The organism is Sphingorhabdus sp. (genome assembly GCF_046596595.1).
Taxonomy (GTDB): Bacteria; Pseudomonadota; Alphaproteobacteria; order Sphingomonadales; family Sphingomonadaceae; genus Sphingorhabdus_B.
Window position 1 is genome coordinate 55,538 of record NZ_JBKJMB010000061.1, and the last position, 15,432, is coordinate 70,969.

Consider the following 15,432-nt stretch of genomic DNA (forward strand, 5'->3'; position numbering starts at 1 on the left):
GACCGTGGATAATGAACAAAATCGGTCGCCTCCCACATGCAAAAAACATAGCAGAGAGAAGCATGCTTGCGCGTGTCTCGACGCCACATGTCAGCATAGCTGTGGCCGAATTTGCCTGGCTTGCGGCTCTGCCAATTGCAGGCGCCCTCTTTCGGACCGACCTTAATAGCGTTGAGCGTGTCGCTGCAAACGACAAGTTTGAACATCTTGCGCTGGGGTTCGGGCGGTCATCGGGTTTGGACATGGCCAGCATTGCAGATCGCATATTGGCAATGGCGAGAGATAAACGTGATACGCTTGTCGAATGCTGGCGTTCGGATGATATGATTAATCCGCGCGAACTGGAAATCAGCATTGCGCGCTTTGGCATCACCGGCGATATGTTTTTACTTTCCATGTTCGACCGAACCGCGGAAGCCGTTAACCGCGCAAGCTTGCGCCGCGAAATGTTGAGCGACAGCCTAACGGGTTTCTGCAATCGTACCGGGTTCGAAGAACAGGTAGAGGATGCGGTTGGCAAGATGCTAGTCTCGGGCGGCAGCGCGGCATATGCCATCATCTTGGTTGATTTGGCGCGCTTTAGTCGAGTAAATGAATCAGTCGGGGCCGTTGCTGGCGACGAATTGATCATTACCGTTGCGCGCCGTTTAAATGCGCGCATTCGCAGCAACGAGATATTGGGTAGGCTCGGCAGCAACGAATTTGCGCTGTTTGTGCAGTTAGACAATGACACAGCAGACATTGCGAAGATTGCTCAGCGGCTGGGCGACGCATTCGTCGAACCCTGCAAACTGTCCAACCTTGAAATTCAGGTTGAATGCGCATTGGCGGGTGCCCTTGGTATTATCAGTCAGGATGAGCCCACAGACACTTTGCGCCATGCCCAGATTGCGCTCAAGCAGGCAAAATCGTCAAAGTCGTTTAAATTATATGCGGCTGGGTCAGTCGATATGGAACGGCGAAGATTTAGTCTTGAAACGGATTTACGGCGGGCCTTGCAGCGTGGCGAGCTGAAACTGCATTACCAGCCGCTCGTCGATCTCGACAGTGGTTCGCTCAGCGGGTTTGAGGCGCTCGCCCGTTGGGATCATCCCGACCACGGGCCGATCTCCCCGGTCGATTTTATTCCAGTCGCCGAAGAAAGCGGACTGATTGTGCCTTTGGGTCGATGGGCGTTGGAGGAGGCGGCCCGAACGATTTCAAAGTGGGACGCGCGGCTTAATCGCCAACAAGATTTCCGCATTTCGGTCAATATGTCTGCCGTACAAATGCAACGTGATGATGTCGTCGAAGCCGTATCGCAGGCCCTTGACGGGGAGCGCGTAGCCGGTAACCGAATGACGATTGAACTGACCGAAAGTGCATTTATCAACGACCCTGTTCGTGCCAAAAAACTGCTCGATGCTCTGAAATGTCTCGACACGGATGTAGCCATGGATGACTTTGGCACCGGATATTCCAATTTAGCTTTTTTGCAGCAACTCCCGATTGACGTGCTGAAAATCGACCGCAGTTTTGTGACAGAAATGACCGTCAACAAAGACAAACGCGCGATCGTCCGTACTGTATTGTCTCTCGCGCGGGCGCTTGGCATGAAGACGACGGCAGAAGGCATTGAGTGCGAAGAAACATCGCTCATTCTCCGGCGACTTGGCTGTTCCGATGGACAGGGTTATTATTATGCCCGGCCGCTTTGCGAAGATGACGCTTATGCGTTTTTGATGGCCGATAAGGCCGTGTTGACCGCCTGACGCGCCAGTGCGTATTGGCGTTCTTTGTCGGGAAATTCTTCCTCGACCCAAGTGGTTTCAATAGCCTGGAGGGTTTGCGCGACTAACGGGCCAGTCGGAAGTCCCATTTCGATAAGTGCGCCACCCTTGATCGACAGGCTTGGGCTTTCCCAACCGTTCAACCGTGCAAGACAGTTCTGGACGTCGCAATCCGCAGCAAAAAGCATGACAACATCGCGCGCGGTGTCAATATCTGTACCGTAAGCAATAGCCCGAATATTGCCAGCGTTCGGTGTAGGCGCTTGCAGCCGTCTCGCGCACCCCTCACGCAGTTTGTTGGACAGTTTCAAACGCGCCGTAACTTTGTCGACGGCGATCGCATCGGAGGTCACAAGCGCCAGAAAACGGGCAGGGAGTGAGACGGGTTGTGCAAATTTCTGCTCACGTTCAACAAGGCGTTGTAAATCATCTGCGGCTGTTGCCGAAAGCTCGGGTAAAAATGGCGTGAAAATGCCGTGCGTAACCATCAAGCCCACCGATACGACCGGGTCCTTCAACGCCAATATGCGCGTAAGTTCTTGTGCTATCCGTTCGCGCGAGAGCGCAGTCAGGCCGTGCGCGCCGGCAGCGCATGCATCAATAGCCTCAGGGTCAAGCGTGCCACTGCCATATCTTGCGAGGAAGCGGAAATAGCGGAGGATGCGTAAGAAATCCTCTGCAATCCGTTGATGGGCATCCCCAATGAATCGCAATCGGCGTTTCTGCAAATCACCCGAGCCGTCAAAATAGTCGAAGATTTCCCCGGTCGCCGGGTCAGCATATAAGGCATTGATGGTAAAATCACGACGTGCAGCGTCTTCACGCCAGTCAGTCGCAAATGCTACCGTTGCCCTGCGCCCGTCGGTTGCGACATCGCGGCGAAGCGTCGTTATCTCGTAATTCTTTCCATCGACGGCTGCGGTGATTGTCCCATGTTCGATACCGGTTGGGATGGCCTTAATACCCCCAGACTCCAACCGGTCGATGACCTCAAGCGGCAATAGGGCCGTTGCAATGTCGACATCGGCTACCGGCAGCCCAAGCAATGTATCGCGCACCGCGCCGCCAACATAACGCGGTCCGCCATGGGCATCTTGCAGCAACGCCAGAACTTTTTTCAGGCCTTGGGCGTGCTGCCATCCTGCGTCGGGAAGTATTTTGGTCATGTCAGCCTGCGCACCAAATTGGCGATTATCCCCGCCGTCACGCCCCATATCCGTCGTTCACCCCATTGGATGTCATAATAACTGCGCTGCTGGCCATTCCAAGTCGCCTGTTTCTTGATTGAATTGGCGGGATCAATCAGAAACGCAAGCGGCACTTCGAACCAGTCCTCGACCTCGTCCGGGTTGGGTTTAAAGTCGAGGTCCGGCGGAATGACTCCCACAACGGGCGCAATACTGTAGCCGCTGCCGGAATAATAAGTGTCAGCAACTCCGATAATCTCAACCTGCGCTGGCGGAATATTCAATTCTTCGTGCGCTTCACGCAGCGCGGCCGCGATAGTGTTCTCGTCGCCTTCGTCGACTTTCCCGCCGGGAAAGGCCACCTGACCCGCATGGCTTCGAAGCCAATTTGGCCGCTGGGTCAAAATAACGCCAGGCTCTGGCCGGTTGGTAATGGGGATCAACACGGCCGCTGCACGGTGGATTACTGTCGTGAGATACCGCTCGTCTTCAACTTCGATGCTGAATGCGGGATCAAGCGCCGTTTGCAGCCGGGTGCGCCAGTTCATTCAGGCGTTGCCAGATCGAATTGCGCACCCTTGCTCCAAATGCAGGGGGTTTTCGGGTTTTCTGCGAGGGCCAGATTGGCGAGTTCATAATATACTGGCCGAGCAAGCTTTGCCCAAAGTCCGCCGCGTACGTGCAAATACAACAGGCCATTTCGCAGCCGTATTGCATGGTCGGCATCTGCGAAAACCAAGTCATCGCTGTTTAACCGGAACGCAAGCGTCCGGGCCTTGCCTTCGCCTTCACTCTGCATCTCGGCTGCAATGAAGGGGGCATCCTCCACAATGATCGAGAGCTTTTGTTGCGGCGTAACAAGCCAATGCCGCCCGTCTGCATCACGGCGCAGTAAGCTCGAAAAAGCGCGTATCATTGCCGGGCGCGTGATTTCGCCGTCTTGATGAAACCATTTACCATCGGCTGCGATCTGCATTTCGCTATCGCCTTCGGTTGCAGGCTCCCAGCTTTCCACAGGTGGCAACTTTCGTGTCGCAACCAGTTCTGCAATGTCCGACAGGTTTAATTTGGCGAGATCAGGCGCTTCATAAGGCATATTGTAGCGATACGGGCAAAGCCGGCAGTCGTCAAAGCCTAGTCTGCGGGGCCAAGCATGCCGTACACGGGGAGTTCGGCCATCGTGGTGTTGCGAAGCAATAAACGGCGCGGCTCCCATGGGCCAGGCAAAGCCCAACCTGAAGTACCCCCGGCAGAAAAGCCGAAGCGGCCATAATATTCGGGATCACCGATCATGACCATTGGCGCGTCGTGCGTAGTGGCCGCAGCCAACATTGATTGCATGAGCTGTTTTCCGAGACCGTTATTTTGCTGGTCTGTCGCAACAGCCACTGGCCCCACTAATATTAACGGCGCAGTAGCCACACGAATGGGCCAACATTGGATGCTTCCAACCAGCATATCGCCATCGGATATTGCAAAGGAAAGGTGGTCAATCACAGTCATGCCCTTACGAAGCAGATAGGCCGTCCGGCGTTGCCTGTCGGCGCCAAATGCATCATCAAGGAGCGCGCTCAATGCGCTTTCGGATACATTGGATAACGGCCTTGCACACGTCATGGTTACGCTTACCGGGCTATTTTGTGATATGGGACCAACATTGGCGTCCACTGTCATTGCCCGAGGTCATTGTCCAACCGAATATCGGTTAGGGTCACATAAAAATGCCCGACAAATTGCGTTTCGGCGGAACATAGGTTACCCGGTCCACCTTACAAAATATCGTCCCGCAGGAGATAAAATGGTGAACGATCAGGAAGTACCCCACGAAACCGCGGACGCGACAGTTTCACCGGCACCGGCGCAACCGGCGGTGCTGCCATCTGCGAAAAAGGATTTTGCCGGTTATCTGGTGTTGATTGCAGGCGTAGGCGCCTTGGCATGGGGGTTGGTCTCCGCCGTCGGAACTGGTTGGGGCTTCTGGGCATATACCTCTGGATTAAAAGGCCTTACATGGGCGTTTTTCTTGGGTATCGGTGCCATTTTGATTGGCCTACTGCAGGGGTGGCGTGCGCGCAGAGCGATAACGCCGCCACCGCGCACACGACGTTGGGCCGGAATGCTGGCAGCGTTGATCTATGTCGGCTGGGTTGGGACATTTCTGTTTAAGGCACTCACAGTCCCTGCGATTCACGATGTCTCGACTGATCTTGCTGACCCGCCCGCATTTCAGACATTGCAATTGCGCGCCGACAATCTGGATAATGTCCCGGGTGCTGACGATGAGGAAATGCGTGGACTTACCCCCCAGCAGCGCTGGGCCGTTGTGCACCAGAAAAATTACGGCGACATTCGCTCTGTACGCATTAATGAGCCAGTCCCGATGGTTGTTGCCAAGGCCGAGCGTCTTGCCAAAGCTCGTGACTGGGATGTGGCGATCGCCTTACCTGAAGAAGGTCGTTTGGAAGCAACCGAAACCAGTGCATTTTTTCAGTTTAAGGACGATGTGGTGTTGCGCGTCCGTCCTTCGGATACTGGCGAGGGAAGCATTGTCGACATGCGCTCGGTAAGCCGCGTCGGCGCAAGCGATCTTGGTATGAACGCGAAACGGGTTCGCTCGTTTCTCGCAGATTTGACTGGAACAGTATCGGCGGCGCGATAAGGCGCCGCCGACTAGTAGGTTATTTTTTCGGGGTCAGCTTCAACAGGCGGCCCTGAGAGCCAGCGCGTTCGTCTTCAAGCACCCAGATTGCACCATCGGGGCCCTGCTCGACCTCGCGGATGCGCGCGCCCATGTCCCATTGATCGGCTTTAGTTGCTGTTTCGCCATCCAGTTTCACGCGGACCAAAGCCTTTGCACCGAGGCCACCGAGAAACGCGCTGCCCTTCCAATCTTTGAACATTTCACCTGAGTAAATCATTAGGCCACCGGGCGAAATGGAAGGGTTCCAAAAGACCTTCGGCGCTTCAAAACCGTCGCCTGCCGCGTGGTCAGGAATGTTTCTGCCGTCATAATGGTCACCATTTGAAACGGTTGGGTAGCCGTAATTTGCGGCCTTTTTCACAAGGTTCAGCTCATCACCGCCTGCTGGTCCCATTTCCTGGTTCCACAAACGGCCCTGCGCATCAAATGCGATGCCAAGCGGGTTTCGGTGGCCATATGACCAGACCTGCGATTTGACGCGGCCTTGGTCGTAAAACGGATTGTCCGAAGGTACCATGCCTCCGTCTGTTAACCGCACAATCTTGCCGAGGTTTTGGTTCAAATCTTGCGCGGGATCGAATTTCTGCCGTTCGCCGCTGCTGATATACAACATGCCGTCTGGACCAAATGCGAGTCGATGACCGTAATGTCCTTGGCCAGACACTTTTGGTTCCTGCCGCCAAATTACCAGTACGTCAGTTATCGCAGGTTTGCCGCCCGCCATATCAAGCTTGCCCCGCGCAACTGCCGCGCCAAATCCGCCTTCACCAGCTTCTGCAAAGCTCAGATAGACAAATTTATTGTTGGCAAAGTCGGGGTGAAGAATGACATCACCAAGGCCGCCTTGACCGCCATATGCCACCGCAGGTACGCCTGACACATCAACGACAGAGCCATCATCGTTCCAAAGTTTTAGTTTCCCCTTCTTCTCGGTAACGAGAGCATAAGGCGTTCCGGGCACAAACGTCATGGCCCAGGGTTCTTCAAAATCTGCCACCACTGCGACATCAAAGGGCTTATCGCTGTTGCTGGTAGAGGCGGCGTCGCTAACCGCGGGTTGGCAGGCGGCAGCCAGAAATGACGCGCCAAGCAGGAAAGACAATTTGGACATAATGCAAAGCTCCTGTGATAGTTGCCAGTTTCAATTGGGGTGTAACTGTTCGATGTGCAAGACACTTGCATATGAAAGCCTTCAGAGCTATACCCCTGTCATCCTTACATTGTGAGAACTTGGAAGGGCTGGCGCCACTGGAGCCGGCGCCGAAATTCATTGCATGTTGCCTAAGAGAGACCGAATTTGCCTGATCTGGACAAGCTAAGCAGTTTGATTGCACCTGAAGCGGAAGCGCTTGGCTTTTCGTTGGTGCGCGTGGCGTGGTTTTCCAACGGCGCGCAGGGCAGTGATGAGCCTACCTTGCAGGTGATGGCCGAGCGGCCCGAAACGCGGCAGTTGAACATCGACGACTGCGCTGCGCTCTCTCATCGTATATCGGACTTGTTTGACGAGCTTGACCCAATCGTTGAAGCCTATCGGCTTGAGGTCAGCTCACCCGGAATCGATCGGCCACTGACCCGATTGGCCGATTTTTCGGACTGGGTTGGACATGAAGCCAAGATTGAGCTGAGCGAGCCAATGGATGGCCGCAAGAACATTCGCGGGGATCTTGCTGGTGTCGATGGCGAGGACATCCATGTCAACGACCGCAAGGCCGGACGGCTGACCTTTCCCTTTTCAGCGCTTGGCCATGCCAAGCTGCTCTTGACAGACCGCCTTATTGCGTCGACTGCGCCCATCAACAGCGATGGGGCGGACGAAGTAGAGGCTGAACCCATTCACGACGAAGCACAGGAAGACTAAAACATGGCCAGTAGTATTGCCGCCAACAAGGCTGAATTGCTCGCAATTGCAAACGCGGTCGCCACCGAAAAGATGATCGACAAGTCGATTGTTATCGAAGCGCTCGAAGAAGCTATCCAGCGCGCCGCCAGGGCCCGCTATGGGGCTGAAAACGATATCCGTGCCAAGTTGGATACCCAGACCGGTGACTTGCGCCTGTGGCGCGTTGTGGAGGTCGTGGAAGAGGTTGAAGATTATTTCAAGCAGGTCGACCTGAAGCAGGCGGAAAAGCTGCAAAAGGGCGCCGTTGTTGGCGACTTTATCGTAGACCCGCTGCCTGCCGTTGATCTTGGTCGGATCGATGCGCAATCTGCCAAGCAGGTGATCTTTCAAAAGGTGCGCGACGCAGAGCGTGAGCGACAGTTTGAAGAGTTCAAGGACCGCACGGGTGAAATCATCACTGGCGTGGTAAAGTCGGTAGAGTTTGGTCATGTCGTTGTTGATCTGGGCCGCGCCGAGGGCGTTATCCGCCGCGACCAGCAAATTCCGCGCGAAGTTGTACGCAGCGGTGATCGCGTTCGCGCACTCATCATGAAGGTGCAGCGAGAAAATCGTGGTCCGCAGATTCTGTTGAGCCGCGCACATCCAGATTTCATGAAGAAATTGTTCGCGCAAGAAGTGCCAGAAATCTATGACGGCGTCATTGAAATCAAGGCCGCAGCCCGCGATCCCGGAAGCCGCGCCAAAATCGGTGTTATCAGCTACGACAGCAGCATCGACCCTGTCGGGGCTTGCGTAGGCATGAAGGGTAGCCGCGTTCAGGCTGTCGTGCAGGAAATGCAGGGCGAAAAAATCGACATTATCCCATGGTCGGAAGACACCGCAACATTCATCGTCAACGCACTTCAGCCAGCAACGGTGAGCCGTGTTGTCATCGACGAAGAAGAAGGCCGGATCGAAGTTGTCGTCCCTGACGATCAATTGAGCCTCGCTATTGGCCGTCGTGGACAGAATGTCCGTCTGGCGTCACAATTGACGGGCCGCGGTATCGATATCATGACTGAAGCGGAATCGAGCGAGAAGCGGCAGAAGGAATTTGTCGAGCGTTCGGAAATGTTCCAGCAGGAATTGGATGTCGACGAAACGCTGGCACAATTGCTGGTTGCTGAGGGCTTTAGCGAACTTGAAGAAGTCGCATATGTCGACCCGGCTGAAATTGCTGCAATCGAAGGCTTTGACGAAGGTCTCGCTGAAGAACTTCAGAACCGCGCACAAGAAGCGCTGGATCGCCGCGAAGAAGCAAATCGCGCCGAGCGCCGTGAATTGGGTGTGGAAGACGCCGTTGCCGAATTGCCAATCTTGACCGAAGCGATGTTAGTCGTTCTGGGCAAGGCTGGAATCAAGACGCTCGACGACTTGGCTGACCTCGCCACCGACGAACTGATCCAAAAGGCGCGCGAGCCGCGTCGCAATGAACGCAGCGATCGCGAGATGCGCCGTAACCGTACCGAGGATAAGGCCGGCATTCTCGCCATCTTTGGTCTGTCGGAAGATCAGGGCAACGAGATTATCATGGCAGCACGTGCGCACTGGTTCGAAGACGAAGACAGTGCCGCCGCACCAGGACTTAAAGAGGAGGACGCGATTGCAGCGGACGACTCTCAATGAGAACCGACACTCCCCAATAAGGAAGTGCATATTATCCGGTGAGCATGGGACTCGATCCCAGCTAATCCGGCTTGCCCTCGGCCCCGACGGCAGCATCGCGCCCGATCTGTTCGCCAAGGCCCCCGGCCGTGGGGCATGGATTGGGGTGAACAGTGACGAATTGTCCAAGGCGTTGGCCAAGGGCAAGCTTGCTGGAGTTCTGCGTCGTGCATTTAAAACCGACAAGATCGAGATCATTGGTGACCTGACTGGTCGCATTGAACGCGGCTTGGAAAAGGCATTTCTGGATCGCTTGGGCTTGGAAGCACGCGCTGGTCACCTCATTCTGGGTGCGGAAAAAATAGATTCTGCATCGCGAAGCGGACAAGTCCGGCTGCTGTTACACGCGTCTGATGCGAGCAGCGATGGCAGTGGTAAACGTGATCAAGCTTGGCGCGTTGGCGAGGATGCCGAAGGGTCCGGTAAGGGCGGTCTGAAACTGCCTGTGGACCGCGATGCATTATCATCGGCGCTCGGGCGACAGAATGCAGTGCATGTCGCGCTGATTAACCAAAAAGCAGCGGAGAGGGTGATGCATCATCTTGGACGCTGGCTAAATTTTAAAGGATGCAGTAATGCGCCACTCGATTCCGCTGCTTCGGTTGCGGACTTGCGGGGCCTGGATAGTGACATCTCCGCAATTGACTGAGTAAGGACGGGTTCTGTTTCGATGAGTGATGATACCAATAATAAACCGACTTTAACGCGCAAGCCGCTCACTTTGAGCCGCTCGCTGGAGTCAGGTGAAGTCAAACAGACCTTTAGCCATGGCCGCACCAATAAGGTTGTGGTTGAGGTGAAGCGGAAGCGCTTGGTCGGTAAGCCAGGTTACGCGCCCGAACCAGAGGTCGCTCCACCATCTCCGCCCCCCGCTGCTGCGCCAGTCGTTGCCACACCGACACCCGCGCCTGCGGCACCAGCGCCACGTCCGACGGGCAATGAGATGCTAAGCCGACAGGAACGTCAGGCAAAGTTGCTGCGCGAAGCCGAAGAAGCGCGTCTTGCCGTGCTTGAAGAAAGCAGCCGCCGCGAGGCCGAACAACGTGCACAGCGCGCCGAAGAAGAAAAGCAGCGTGCTCAGGCAAACCGCGAAGAAGCGGCTGCACCAGCGCCTGTGGCGCCTGTTGCCGATGCACCGGCGCCTGCCGCGACAGAAACTTTCGAGCCTGTGGCAGAAGATACAAACAAGGATGGCGCAGCACCGGCGCCCCGTCGTTTTACGCCAGTCGAAGCGCCAAAGCGTCCTGAGCGCGAGCGTGAGGAAGTCAAGAAGGCGCCGCATCGCCCAACGCGTGGTGCCGCCGACGACCGCCGCCAATCGGGTAAGCTTACTGTTACGCGCGCACTTGAGGGTGACGATGGCGCACGTGCACGCTCACTCGCCGCATTGAAACGCGCGCGCGAAAAGGAAAAGCGTCTGCATGGTGGCGGCAGCCGTCAGGCGCAAGTCAAGCAAACTCGTGACGTTGTGGTCCCTGAAACCATTACGGTGCAAGAACTCGCCAACCGTATGGCCGAAAAGGGCAGCGATCTGGTCAAGGCGCTGTTCAAAATGGGCATGCCTGTCACAATCAACGAAACCATCGACCAAGATACGGCAGAATTGCTGGTTGAAGAGTTTGGCCACAACATAACGCGCGTGTCGGATGCCGATGTCGATATTGTCCATGACGAAGATGTGGATGCGACTGAAACAATGAAGTCGCGCCCACCAGTCGTAACCGTGATGGGCCATGTCGATCATGGTAAAACTTCGTTGCTCGACGCCTTACGTGGTGCAAATGTCGTGTCGGGTGAAGCCGGCGGAATCACGCAGCATATCGGTGCCTATCAGGTGAAGGCAAAGGATGGCTCGGTCATCACTTTCCTTGATACCCCGGGCCACGAAGCCTTTACGCAAATGCGTCAGCGCGGTGCTTCGGTGACGGACATCGTTATCTTGGTCGTTGCGGCCGACGATGGCCTGATGCCGCAGACGATTGAAGCCATCAAGCATGCCAAAGCTGCTAACGTGCCGATGATCGTTGCGATTAACAAGGTCGATAAGGAAGGCGCAAACCCGCAAAAGGTGCGGGAGCGTTTGCTTGAGCATGAAGTCGTGGTTGAAGCGATGGGCGGCGAAGTTCAGGACGTTGAAGTCTCGGCGCTGAAAAAGACTGGCCTTGATACCTTGCTTGAAAAGCTCGCGTTGCAGGCCGAAGTCATGGAACTCAAAGCGAACCCTGACCGTGCGGCTGAAGCCGTTGTGGTTGAAGCGCAATTGGACAAAGGCCGCGGCGCTGTTGCAACCGTCCTCGTCAAGCGCGGGACGTTGAAGCGCGGTGACATCTTTGTTGTCGGCGCCGAAAGCGGCAAGGTCCGTGCGTTGATTAATGACAAGGGACAGCAGGTTGCCGAAGCCGGCCCAGCGACACCCGTCGAGGTACTTGGCCTTACCGGTGTTCCGTCGGCTGGCGACGTCTTGACCGTTGTGGAAAACGAAGCGCGTGCGCGTGAAGTTGCGCTCTACCGTAAGGAACAGTCGACCAAGGTCCGCACCGCTCAGGTTACGCCAAACCTCGAAAATCTCTTCGACAATCTGTCCGCCACGCGCGCCATGGAATATCCGGTGGTTATCAAGGGCGATGTGCAGGGTTCGGTCGAGGCGATCGTCACGGCGCTTAACAATATCTCGACTGACGATATCAAGGTGCGCGTGTTGCTCGCCGGGGTTGGTGGTATTACCGAGTCCGATATGTTGCTCGCTGCCGCGTCAAATGCGCCGCTCATCGGGTTCAACGTGCGTCCAAATTCCAAAGCCGCTGCCTTGGCCAAACGTGACAGGGTGCGCCTGAAGTATTTCGACGTAATCTATCACCTGACTGCCGACATCGCCAAGGAAATGGCGGGCGAGTTGGGGCCAGAAATCATCGAAACTGTCGTCGGACGTGCCGAAGTCAAGGATGTGTTCAAGTCGGGCAAGCGCGACAAGGCCGCTGGTCTGTTGGTCACCGAGGGTGTCATCAAGAAGGGCCTATATGCCCGTCTTACCCGCGAGGACGTCATCGTGTCGAAAACTACGATTGCATCGCTGCGCCGTTTCAAGGACAATATCGACGAAGTCCGCGCTGGCCTCGAATGTGGTGTCGTCTTGGCGGATACCAACGATGTCAAGGCAGGCGATATGCTTGAAGTCTTCGAGATCGAGGAGCGTGAACGGACGTTGTGATTTTAGCTTGGACCTGAGAGGGGAAAATTATGGCTAAACATAACGACACTGGCCCAGAGGGCCGCTCGGTCCGCCTGCTGCGCGTAGGTGAACAGTTTCGGCATATATTGTCGGAATTGCTTGCGCGCGGCGAGGTGCATGATGACATTCTCAACAGCCATAGCGTCAGCGTAACTGAAGTGCGTATGTCACCTGATCTTCGTCATGCGACTGCGTTTATCAAGCCGTTACTTGGGGTGAATGAAGCGGTGGTGCTCAAGGCGCTGCGCACAAACACCGCGTTCTTTCAAAAGGAAGTCGCGGCGCGTGTAAGCATGAAATATGCAGCAAAGCTGAAATTTTTGGCGGATGACAGCTTTGATCAGGCAACGCATATCGAAACCCTGTTAAGCGCGCCAAAGGTCCAACAGGATCTGACGGACGAAGAAGCGGACGAGTCCGCCAACGACGCTGGCTGATGGCCAAATTGTATTTCTACTACGCGTCGATGAACGCGGGCAAATCATCAACATTGCTGCAGGCAGCGTTCAATTATGGCGAGCGAGGCATGAAGGTGATGCTGTGGACTGCGGCTATCGACGACCGGCCGGGGTTTGGCGCGATTAGCTCGCGGATCGGCTTGGCGGGTGACGCCAGCCGATTTGAGCCGACTACCGACATCGAAAATGCCGTGCTTGTCCAACATCGCGAAACACCATTGGCTTGCGTTTTAATCGATGAAGCGCAGTTTTTGACTAAAGAACAGGTCTGGCAAGCGGCGCGCCTTGCAGACGAAGCCGGAATTCCGGTTGTCTGCTATGGGCTGAGGACCGATTTTCAGGGTGAACTATTTCCGGGTTCCGCTGCCTTGCTTGGCATTGCCGACAGTCTCGTTGAATTAAAAGGTGTCTGCGATTGCGGACGCAAAGCGACCATGAACCTTCGCGTTGATGAATTCGGCAAAGCTGTCGTCGACGGCGCGCAAACCGAAATCGGCGGCGATGAACGTTATATCGCGATGTGCCGTAAACATTTTAATGCAGCCCGGGGCCACAACTAAACTTTTCATTTGGTATTCATCCAAAGCTCGATATGCTTGGGTTTATGAAACATATGGCATTGGCTATTTTGATCGTTGCAACCGCTTTTTCTGCGCCTGTTCAGGCTAAAAAGCCGGTAGACCATATCTGGCCCGAACTTGGTGTCGAAGCACGCATCGTGTTCCCCAATCAGGGTGCCATACGAAATTTCGAACCAGACGGTAATGAAGGTATTTGGTTAGAGGATCGGCAACGCCGCTGGTATTATGCTGAATTGCTTGGCGGATGTCAGGGATTGAATTTTGCGCAGGCTATCGGTTTCGATACGCGCGGATCTGCATCTTTTGACAAATTTAGCAATATCATTGTTCGAGGCGAGCGATGTGCGATTGCAAGTTTGGTGACTGCAAACAAGCCGTTGCCGCGCAAAGAAAGACAGAAATTGCGTGAACAGACGATAGCCTCTGGCAAGCAAGTCGTCGCCCCTTCAAATTGACTTAAGAAATCGCTGCCGTAAAGCGCAAGGCATGCATGGCTGGATCATTCTTGATAAACCACTTGGGCTTGGGTCAACGCAGGCGGTGGCAGCAGTAAAGCGTAATTTGCGCAGTGCCGGTTTTGGCAAAATCAAGGTAGGCCATGGGGGAACGCTCGATCCTCTGGCCACCGGGGTGCTACCGATTGCGTTGGGTGAGGCGACGAAGCTTTGCGGACGGATGTTGGATGCGTCCAAGTCTTATGATTTTACCATCAGCTTTGGAACGGAAACAACTGGTCTTGATGCAGAGGGCGAGGTCGTTGCGACTTCAGACGTGCGGCCAACGGTCGTACAACTGCAGCAAGTGCTCGCGCAATTTACCGGTCCAATCGAACAAATACCTCCTGCCTACTCAGCGATCAAAATCGACGGCAAGCGCGCTTATGATTTGGCGCGAGCAGGGGAAGTGGTCGAGATGAAGTCGCGGGCTGTCACAGTCTATCAACTCAAATTCTGTCATGCTGAACTTGTTTCAGCATCTTATTTAGAACCGGATAAAAGTGATACCCAGAACCAAGTTCAGGGTGACGCGCCGTTGAGCTCGGTGACGTTATCTGCCCATGTGACAAAAGGCACCTATATTCGTTCACTGGCACGTGACATCGCCTATGCCCTTGGTACCGTCGGGCACGTCTCGATGCTGCGCCGCACGCGGGCCGGTCCGTTCAGCCTTCAAGGCGCGATTTCGCTGGACAAACTGAATGCATTCGGCCAAGGAGCCGCCCAAGAAGACATTATCTTGCCGATAGAGGCAGGGCTGGTCGACATCCCGGCTCTAGATCTCTCCCCGGAACAGGCAAGGGCGGTCCAACAGGGCCGCGTCTTGACCGGGATTGCCATGGAAGGTGGGCTACATTGGGCGAGGGGCGCAGATTTGCGGCCTATTGCACTTGTAGAGAACATCGACGGGACATTGAAAACTGTCCGTGGCTTTAACCTTACTCCGTGATGTTCGAAGGAAAAATATGTCTATTACTGCAGAACGTAAAGCCCAGGTCATCAAAGAGCACGCACGCGAGCCTAACGATACCGGATCACCAGAAGTGCAAGTCGCAATCCTGACTGACCGTATCAATGCCCTGACTTCCCACTTCAAAGACCACCACAAGGATAATCATTCGCGTCGTGGTCTCCTCCAGATGGTTAACAAGCGTCGTTCGCTTCTCGACTATTTGAAAAAAATCGATGGCGAGCGTTATGCCGCCCTCATCGCGAAGCTCGGTCTTCGTAAGTAAATTCACTTTCGGCCCGCCTCGGCGGGCCGTTTGCGTATTGCGTCTCCTGAATATGCTTCAGGCGAGCATGAAAAGGGCACTCCGGCAATGAGGCTGGACTGCCATCGGGGCTCCAAAATGCCCCATCCGCAGCGGATCGGTATGTCCGCAACTCAAGAGGCCCCGCATCGCATTGGGCATGCGGGTCAAAGGAAAATCTATGTTTAATACGAAAACTGTATCAATCGAGTT

Annotated in this window: 16 protein-coding genes; 11 read left to right on the top strand and 5 right to left on the bottom strand. The window is 55.1% G+C overall.

Annotated elements, in window-relative coordinates; translation table 11 throughout:
• Positions 1–62 precede the first annotated feature (62 nt).
• The gene (locus tag ACLL9E_RS06245) at positions 63–1,751 is read left to right on the top strand and encodes a putative bifunctional diguanylate cyclase/phosphodiesterase (protein ID WP_411290878.1); all 1,689 of its coding nucleotides are present in this window, start codon (positions 63–65) and stop codon (positions 1,749–1,751) included.
• Here ACLL9E_RS06245 and ACLL9E_RS06250 read toward each other — a convergent pair.
• The 4 genes from ACLL9E_RS06250 to ACLL9E_RS06265 are packed head-to-tail and all read right to left on the bottom strand — an operon-like array spanning position 1,709 to position 4,630.
• Positions 1,709–2,935, bottom strand: coding sequence for a CCA tRNA nucleotidyltransferase (locus ACLL9E_RS06250; RefSeq protein ID WP_411290879.1), 1,227 nt, complete (start codon positions 2,933–2,935; stop codon positions 1,709–1,711). The two genes, ACLL9E_RS06245 and ACLL9E_RS06250, sit on opposite strands and share 43 nt — an antisense overlap.
• Positions 2,932–3,504 carry a CoA pyrophosphatase gene (locus ACLL9E_RS06255; RefSeq protein WP_411290880.1) on the bottom strand — a complete coding sequence of 191 codons (573 nt, stop codon included), beginning with the start codon at positions 3,502–3,504 and terminating at the stop codon, positions 2,932–2,934. Before ACLL9E_RS06255 ends, ACLL9E_RS06250 begins: the two co-directional genes overlap by 4 nt.
• Positions 3,501–4,052 carry a DUF1285 domain-containing protein gene (locus ACLL9E_RS06260; RefSeq protein ID WP_411290881.1) on the bottom strand — a complete coding sequence of 184 codons (552 nt, stop codon included), beginning with the start codon at positions 4,050–4,052 and terminating at the stop codon, positions 3,501–3,503. Before ACLL9E_RS06260 ends, ACLL9E_RS06255 begins: the two co-directional genes overlap by 4 nt.
• Before the next feature lie 38 nt (positions 4,053–4,090).
• Positions 4,091–4,630, bottom strand: coding sequence for a GNAT family N-acetyltransferase (locus tag ACLL9E_RS06265; RefSeq protein ID WP_411290882.1), 540 nt, complete (start codon positions 4,628–4,630; stop codon positions 4,091–4,093).
• A gap of 124 nt (positions 4,631–4,754) precedes the next feature.
• Here ACLL9E_RS06265 and ACLL9E_RS06270 point away from each other — a divergent pair, with 124 nt between their 5' ends.
• Complete coding sequence (locus ACLL9E_RS06270; RefSeq protein WP_411290883.1) at positions 4,755–5,615, top strand: DUF1499 domain-containing protein; 861 nt, start codon at positions 4,755–4,757, stop codon at positions 5,613–5,615.
• A 19-nt stretch (positions 5,616–5,634) separates the two neighbouring features.
• Here ACLL9E_RS06270 and ACLL9E_RS06275 read toward each other — a convergent pair whose 3' ends face one another.
• Positions 5,635–6,768: a PQQ-dependent sugar dehydrogenase gene (locus ACLL9E_RS06275; RefSeq protein WP_411290884.1), complete on the bottom strand. Its 1,134-nt coding sequence runs from the start codon at positions 6,766–6,768 to the stop codon at positions 5,635–5,637.
• 186 nt (positions 6,769–6,954) lie between these two features.
• On the opposite strand from ACLL9E_RS06275, the gene rimP reads away from it, so the two are divergent.
• The 9 genes from rimP to rpsO are packed head-to-tail and all read left to right on the top strand — an operon-like array spanning position 6,955 to position 15,201.
• The gene (gene rimP, locus ACLL9E_RS06280; protein WP_411290885.1) at positions 6,955–7,515 is read left to right on the top strand and encodes a ribosome maturation protein RimP; all 561 of its coding nucleotides are present in this window, start codon (positions 6,955–6,957) and stop codon (positions 7,513–7,515) included.
• A gap of 3 nt (positions 7,516–7,518) precedes the next feature.
• A complete protein-coding gene (gene nusA, locus ACLL9E_RS06285; protein ID WP_411290886.1) occupies positions 7,519–9,162 on the top strand; it encodes a transcription termination factor NusA in 1,644 nt (547 codons plus the stop codon).
• Positions 9,104–9,850 (top strand): DUF448 domain-containing protein, encoded by a 747-nt coding sequence (locus ACLL9E_RS06290; RefSeq protein ID WP_411290887.1) that lies wholly within the window; start codon positions 9,104–9,106, stop codon positions 9,848–9,850. The genes nusA and ACLL9E_RS06290 overlap by 59 nt, the downstream gene beginning before the upstream one ends.
• Before the next feature lie 21 nt (positions 9,851–9,871).
• Positions 9,872–12,409, top strand: a complete 2,538-nt coding sequence (infB, locus tag ACLL9E_RS06295; protein WP_411290888.1) for a translation initiation factor IF-2 — start codon at positions 9,872–9,874, stop codon at positions 12,407–12,409.
• Between the two features lie 29 nt (positions 12,410–12,438).
• Positions 12,439–12,867 carry a 30S ribosome-binding factor RbfA gene (gene rbfA / locus ACLL9E_RS06300; protein WP_411290889.1) on the top strand — a complete coding sequence of 143 codons (429 nt, stop codon included), beginning with the start codon at positions 12,439–12,441 and terminating at the stop codon, positions 12,865–12,867.
• Positions 12,867–13,448, top strand: a complete 582-nt coding sequence (locus ACLL9E_RS06305; protein WP_411290890.1) for a thymidine kinase — start codon at positions 12,867–12,869, stop codon at positions 13,446–13,448. Before rbfA ends, ACLL9E_RS06305 begins: the two co-directional genes overlap by 1 nt.
• Before the next feature lie 53 nt (positions 13,449–13,501).
• Complete coding sequence (locus ACLL9E_RS06310; RefSeq protein ID WP_411290891.1) at positions 13,502–13,924, top strand: DUF6491 family protein; 423 nt, start codon at positions 13,502–13,504, stop codon at positions 13,922–13,924.
• Positions 13,925–13,955: 31 nt separating this feature from the next.
• On the top strand, positions 13,956–14,915 hold the full coding sequence (truB, locus tag ACLL9E_RS06315; protein ID WP_411290892.1) for a tRNA pseudouridine(55) synthase TruB: 960 nt from the start codon (positions 13,956–13,958) through the stop codon (positions 14,913–14,915).
• A gap of 16 nt (positions 14,916–14,931) precedes the next feature.
• Positions 14,932–15,201 carry a 30S ribosomal protein S15 gene (rpsO, locus tag ACLL9E_RS06320; RefSeq protein ID WP_409643718.1) on the top strand — a complete coding sequence of 90 codons (270 nt, stop codon included), beginning with the start codon at positions 14,932–14,934 and terminating at the stop codon, positions 15,199–15,201.
• Positions 15,202–15,432 lie beyond the last annotated feature (231 nt).

Bases quoted from the DNA above. Each gene is read 5' to 3' on its own strand.
- ACLL9E_RS06245 (WP_411290878.1), top strand. From the start codon at position 63: ATGCTTGCGCGTGTCTCGACGCCACATGTCAGCATAGCTGTGGCCGAA.
- ACLL9E_RS06250 (WP_411290879.1), bottom strand. From the start codon at position 2,935: ATGACCAAAATACTTCCCGACGCAGGATGGCAGCACGCCCAAGGCCTG.
- ACLL9E_RS06255 (WP_411290880.1), bottom strand. From the start codon at position 3,504: ATGAACTGGCGCACCCGGCTGCAAACGGCGCTTGATCCCGCATTCAGC.
- ACLL9E_RS06260 (WP_411290881.1), bottom strand. From the start codon at position 4,052: ATGCCTTATGAAGCGCCTGATCTCGCCAAATTAAACCTGTCGGACATT.
- ACLL9E_RS06265 (WP_411290882.1), bottom strand. From the start codon at position 4,630: ATGACAGTGGACGCCAATGTTGGTCCCATATCACAAAATAGCCCGGTA.
- ACLL9E_RS06270 (WP_411290883.1), top strand. From the start codon at position 4,755: ATGGTGAACGATCAGGAAGTACCCCACGAAACCGCGGACGCGACAGTT.
- ACLL9E_RS06275 (WP_411290884.1), bottom strand. From the start codon at position 6,768: ATGTCCAAATTGTCTTTCCTGCTTGGCGCGTCATTTCTGGCTGCCGCC.
- nusA (WP_411290886.1), top strand. From the start codon at position 7,519: ATGGCCAGTAGTATTGCCGCCAACAAGGCTGAATTGCTCGCAATTGCA.
- infB (WP_411290888.1), top strand. From the start codon at position 9,872: ATGAGTGATGATACCAATAATAAACCGACTTTAACGCGCAAGCCGCTC.
- rbfA (WP_411290889.1), top strand. From the start codon at position 12,439: ATGGCTAAACATAACGACACTGGCCCAGAGGGCCGCTCGGTCCGCCTG.
- ACLL9E_RS06305 (WP_411290890.1), top strand. From the start codon at position 12,867: ATGGCCAAATTGTATTTCTACTACGCGTCGATGAACGCGGGCAAATCA.
- ACLL9E_RS06310 (WP_411290891.1), top strand. From the start codon at position 13,502: ATGGCATTGGCTATTTTGATCGTTGCAACCGCTTTTTCTGCGCCTGTT.
- truB (WP_411290892.1), top strand. From the start codon at position 13,956: ATGCATGGCTGGATCATTCTTGATAAACCACTTGGGCTTGGGTCAACG.
- rpsO (WP_409643718.1), top strand. From the start codon at position 14,932: ATGTCTATTACTGCAGAACGTAAAGCCCAGGTCATCAAAGAGCACGCA.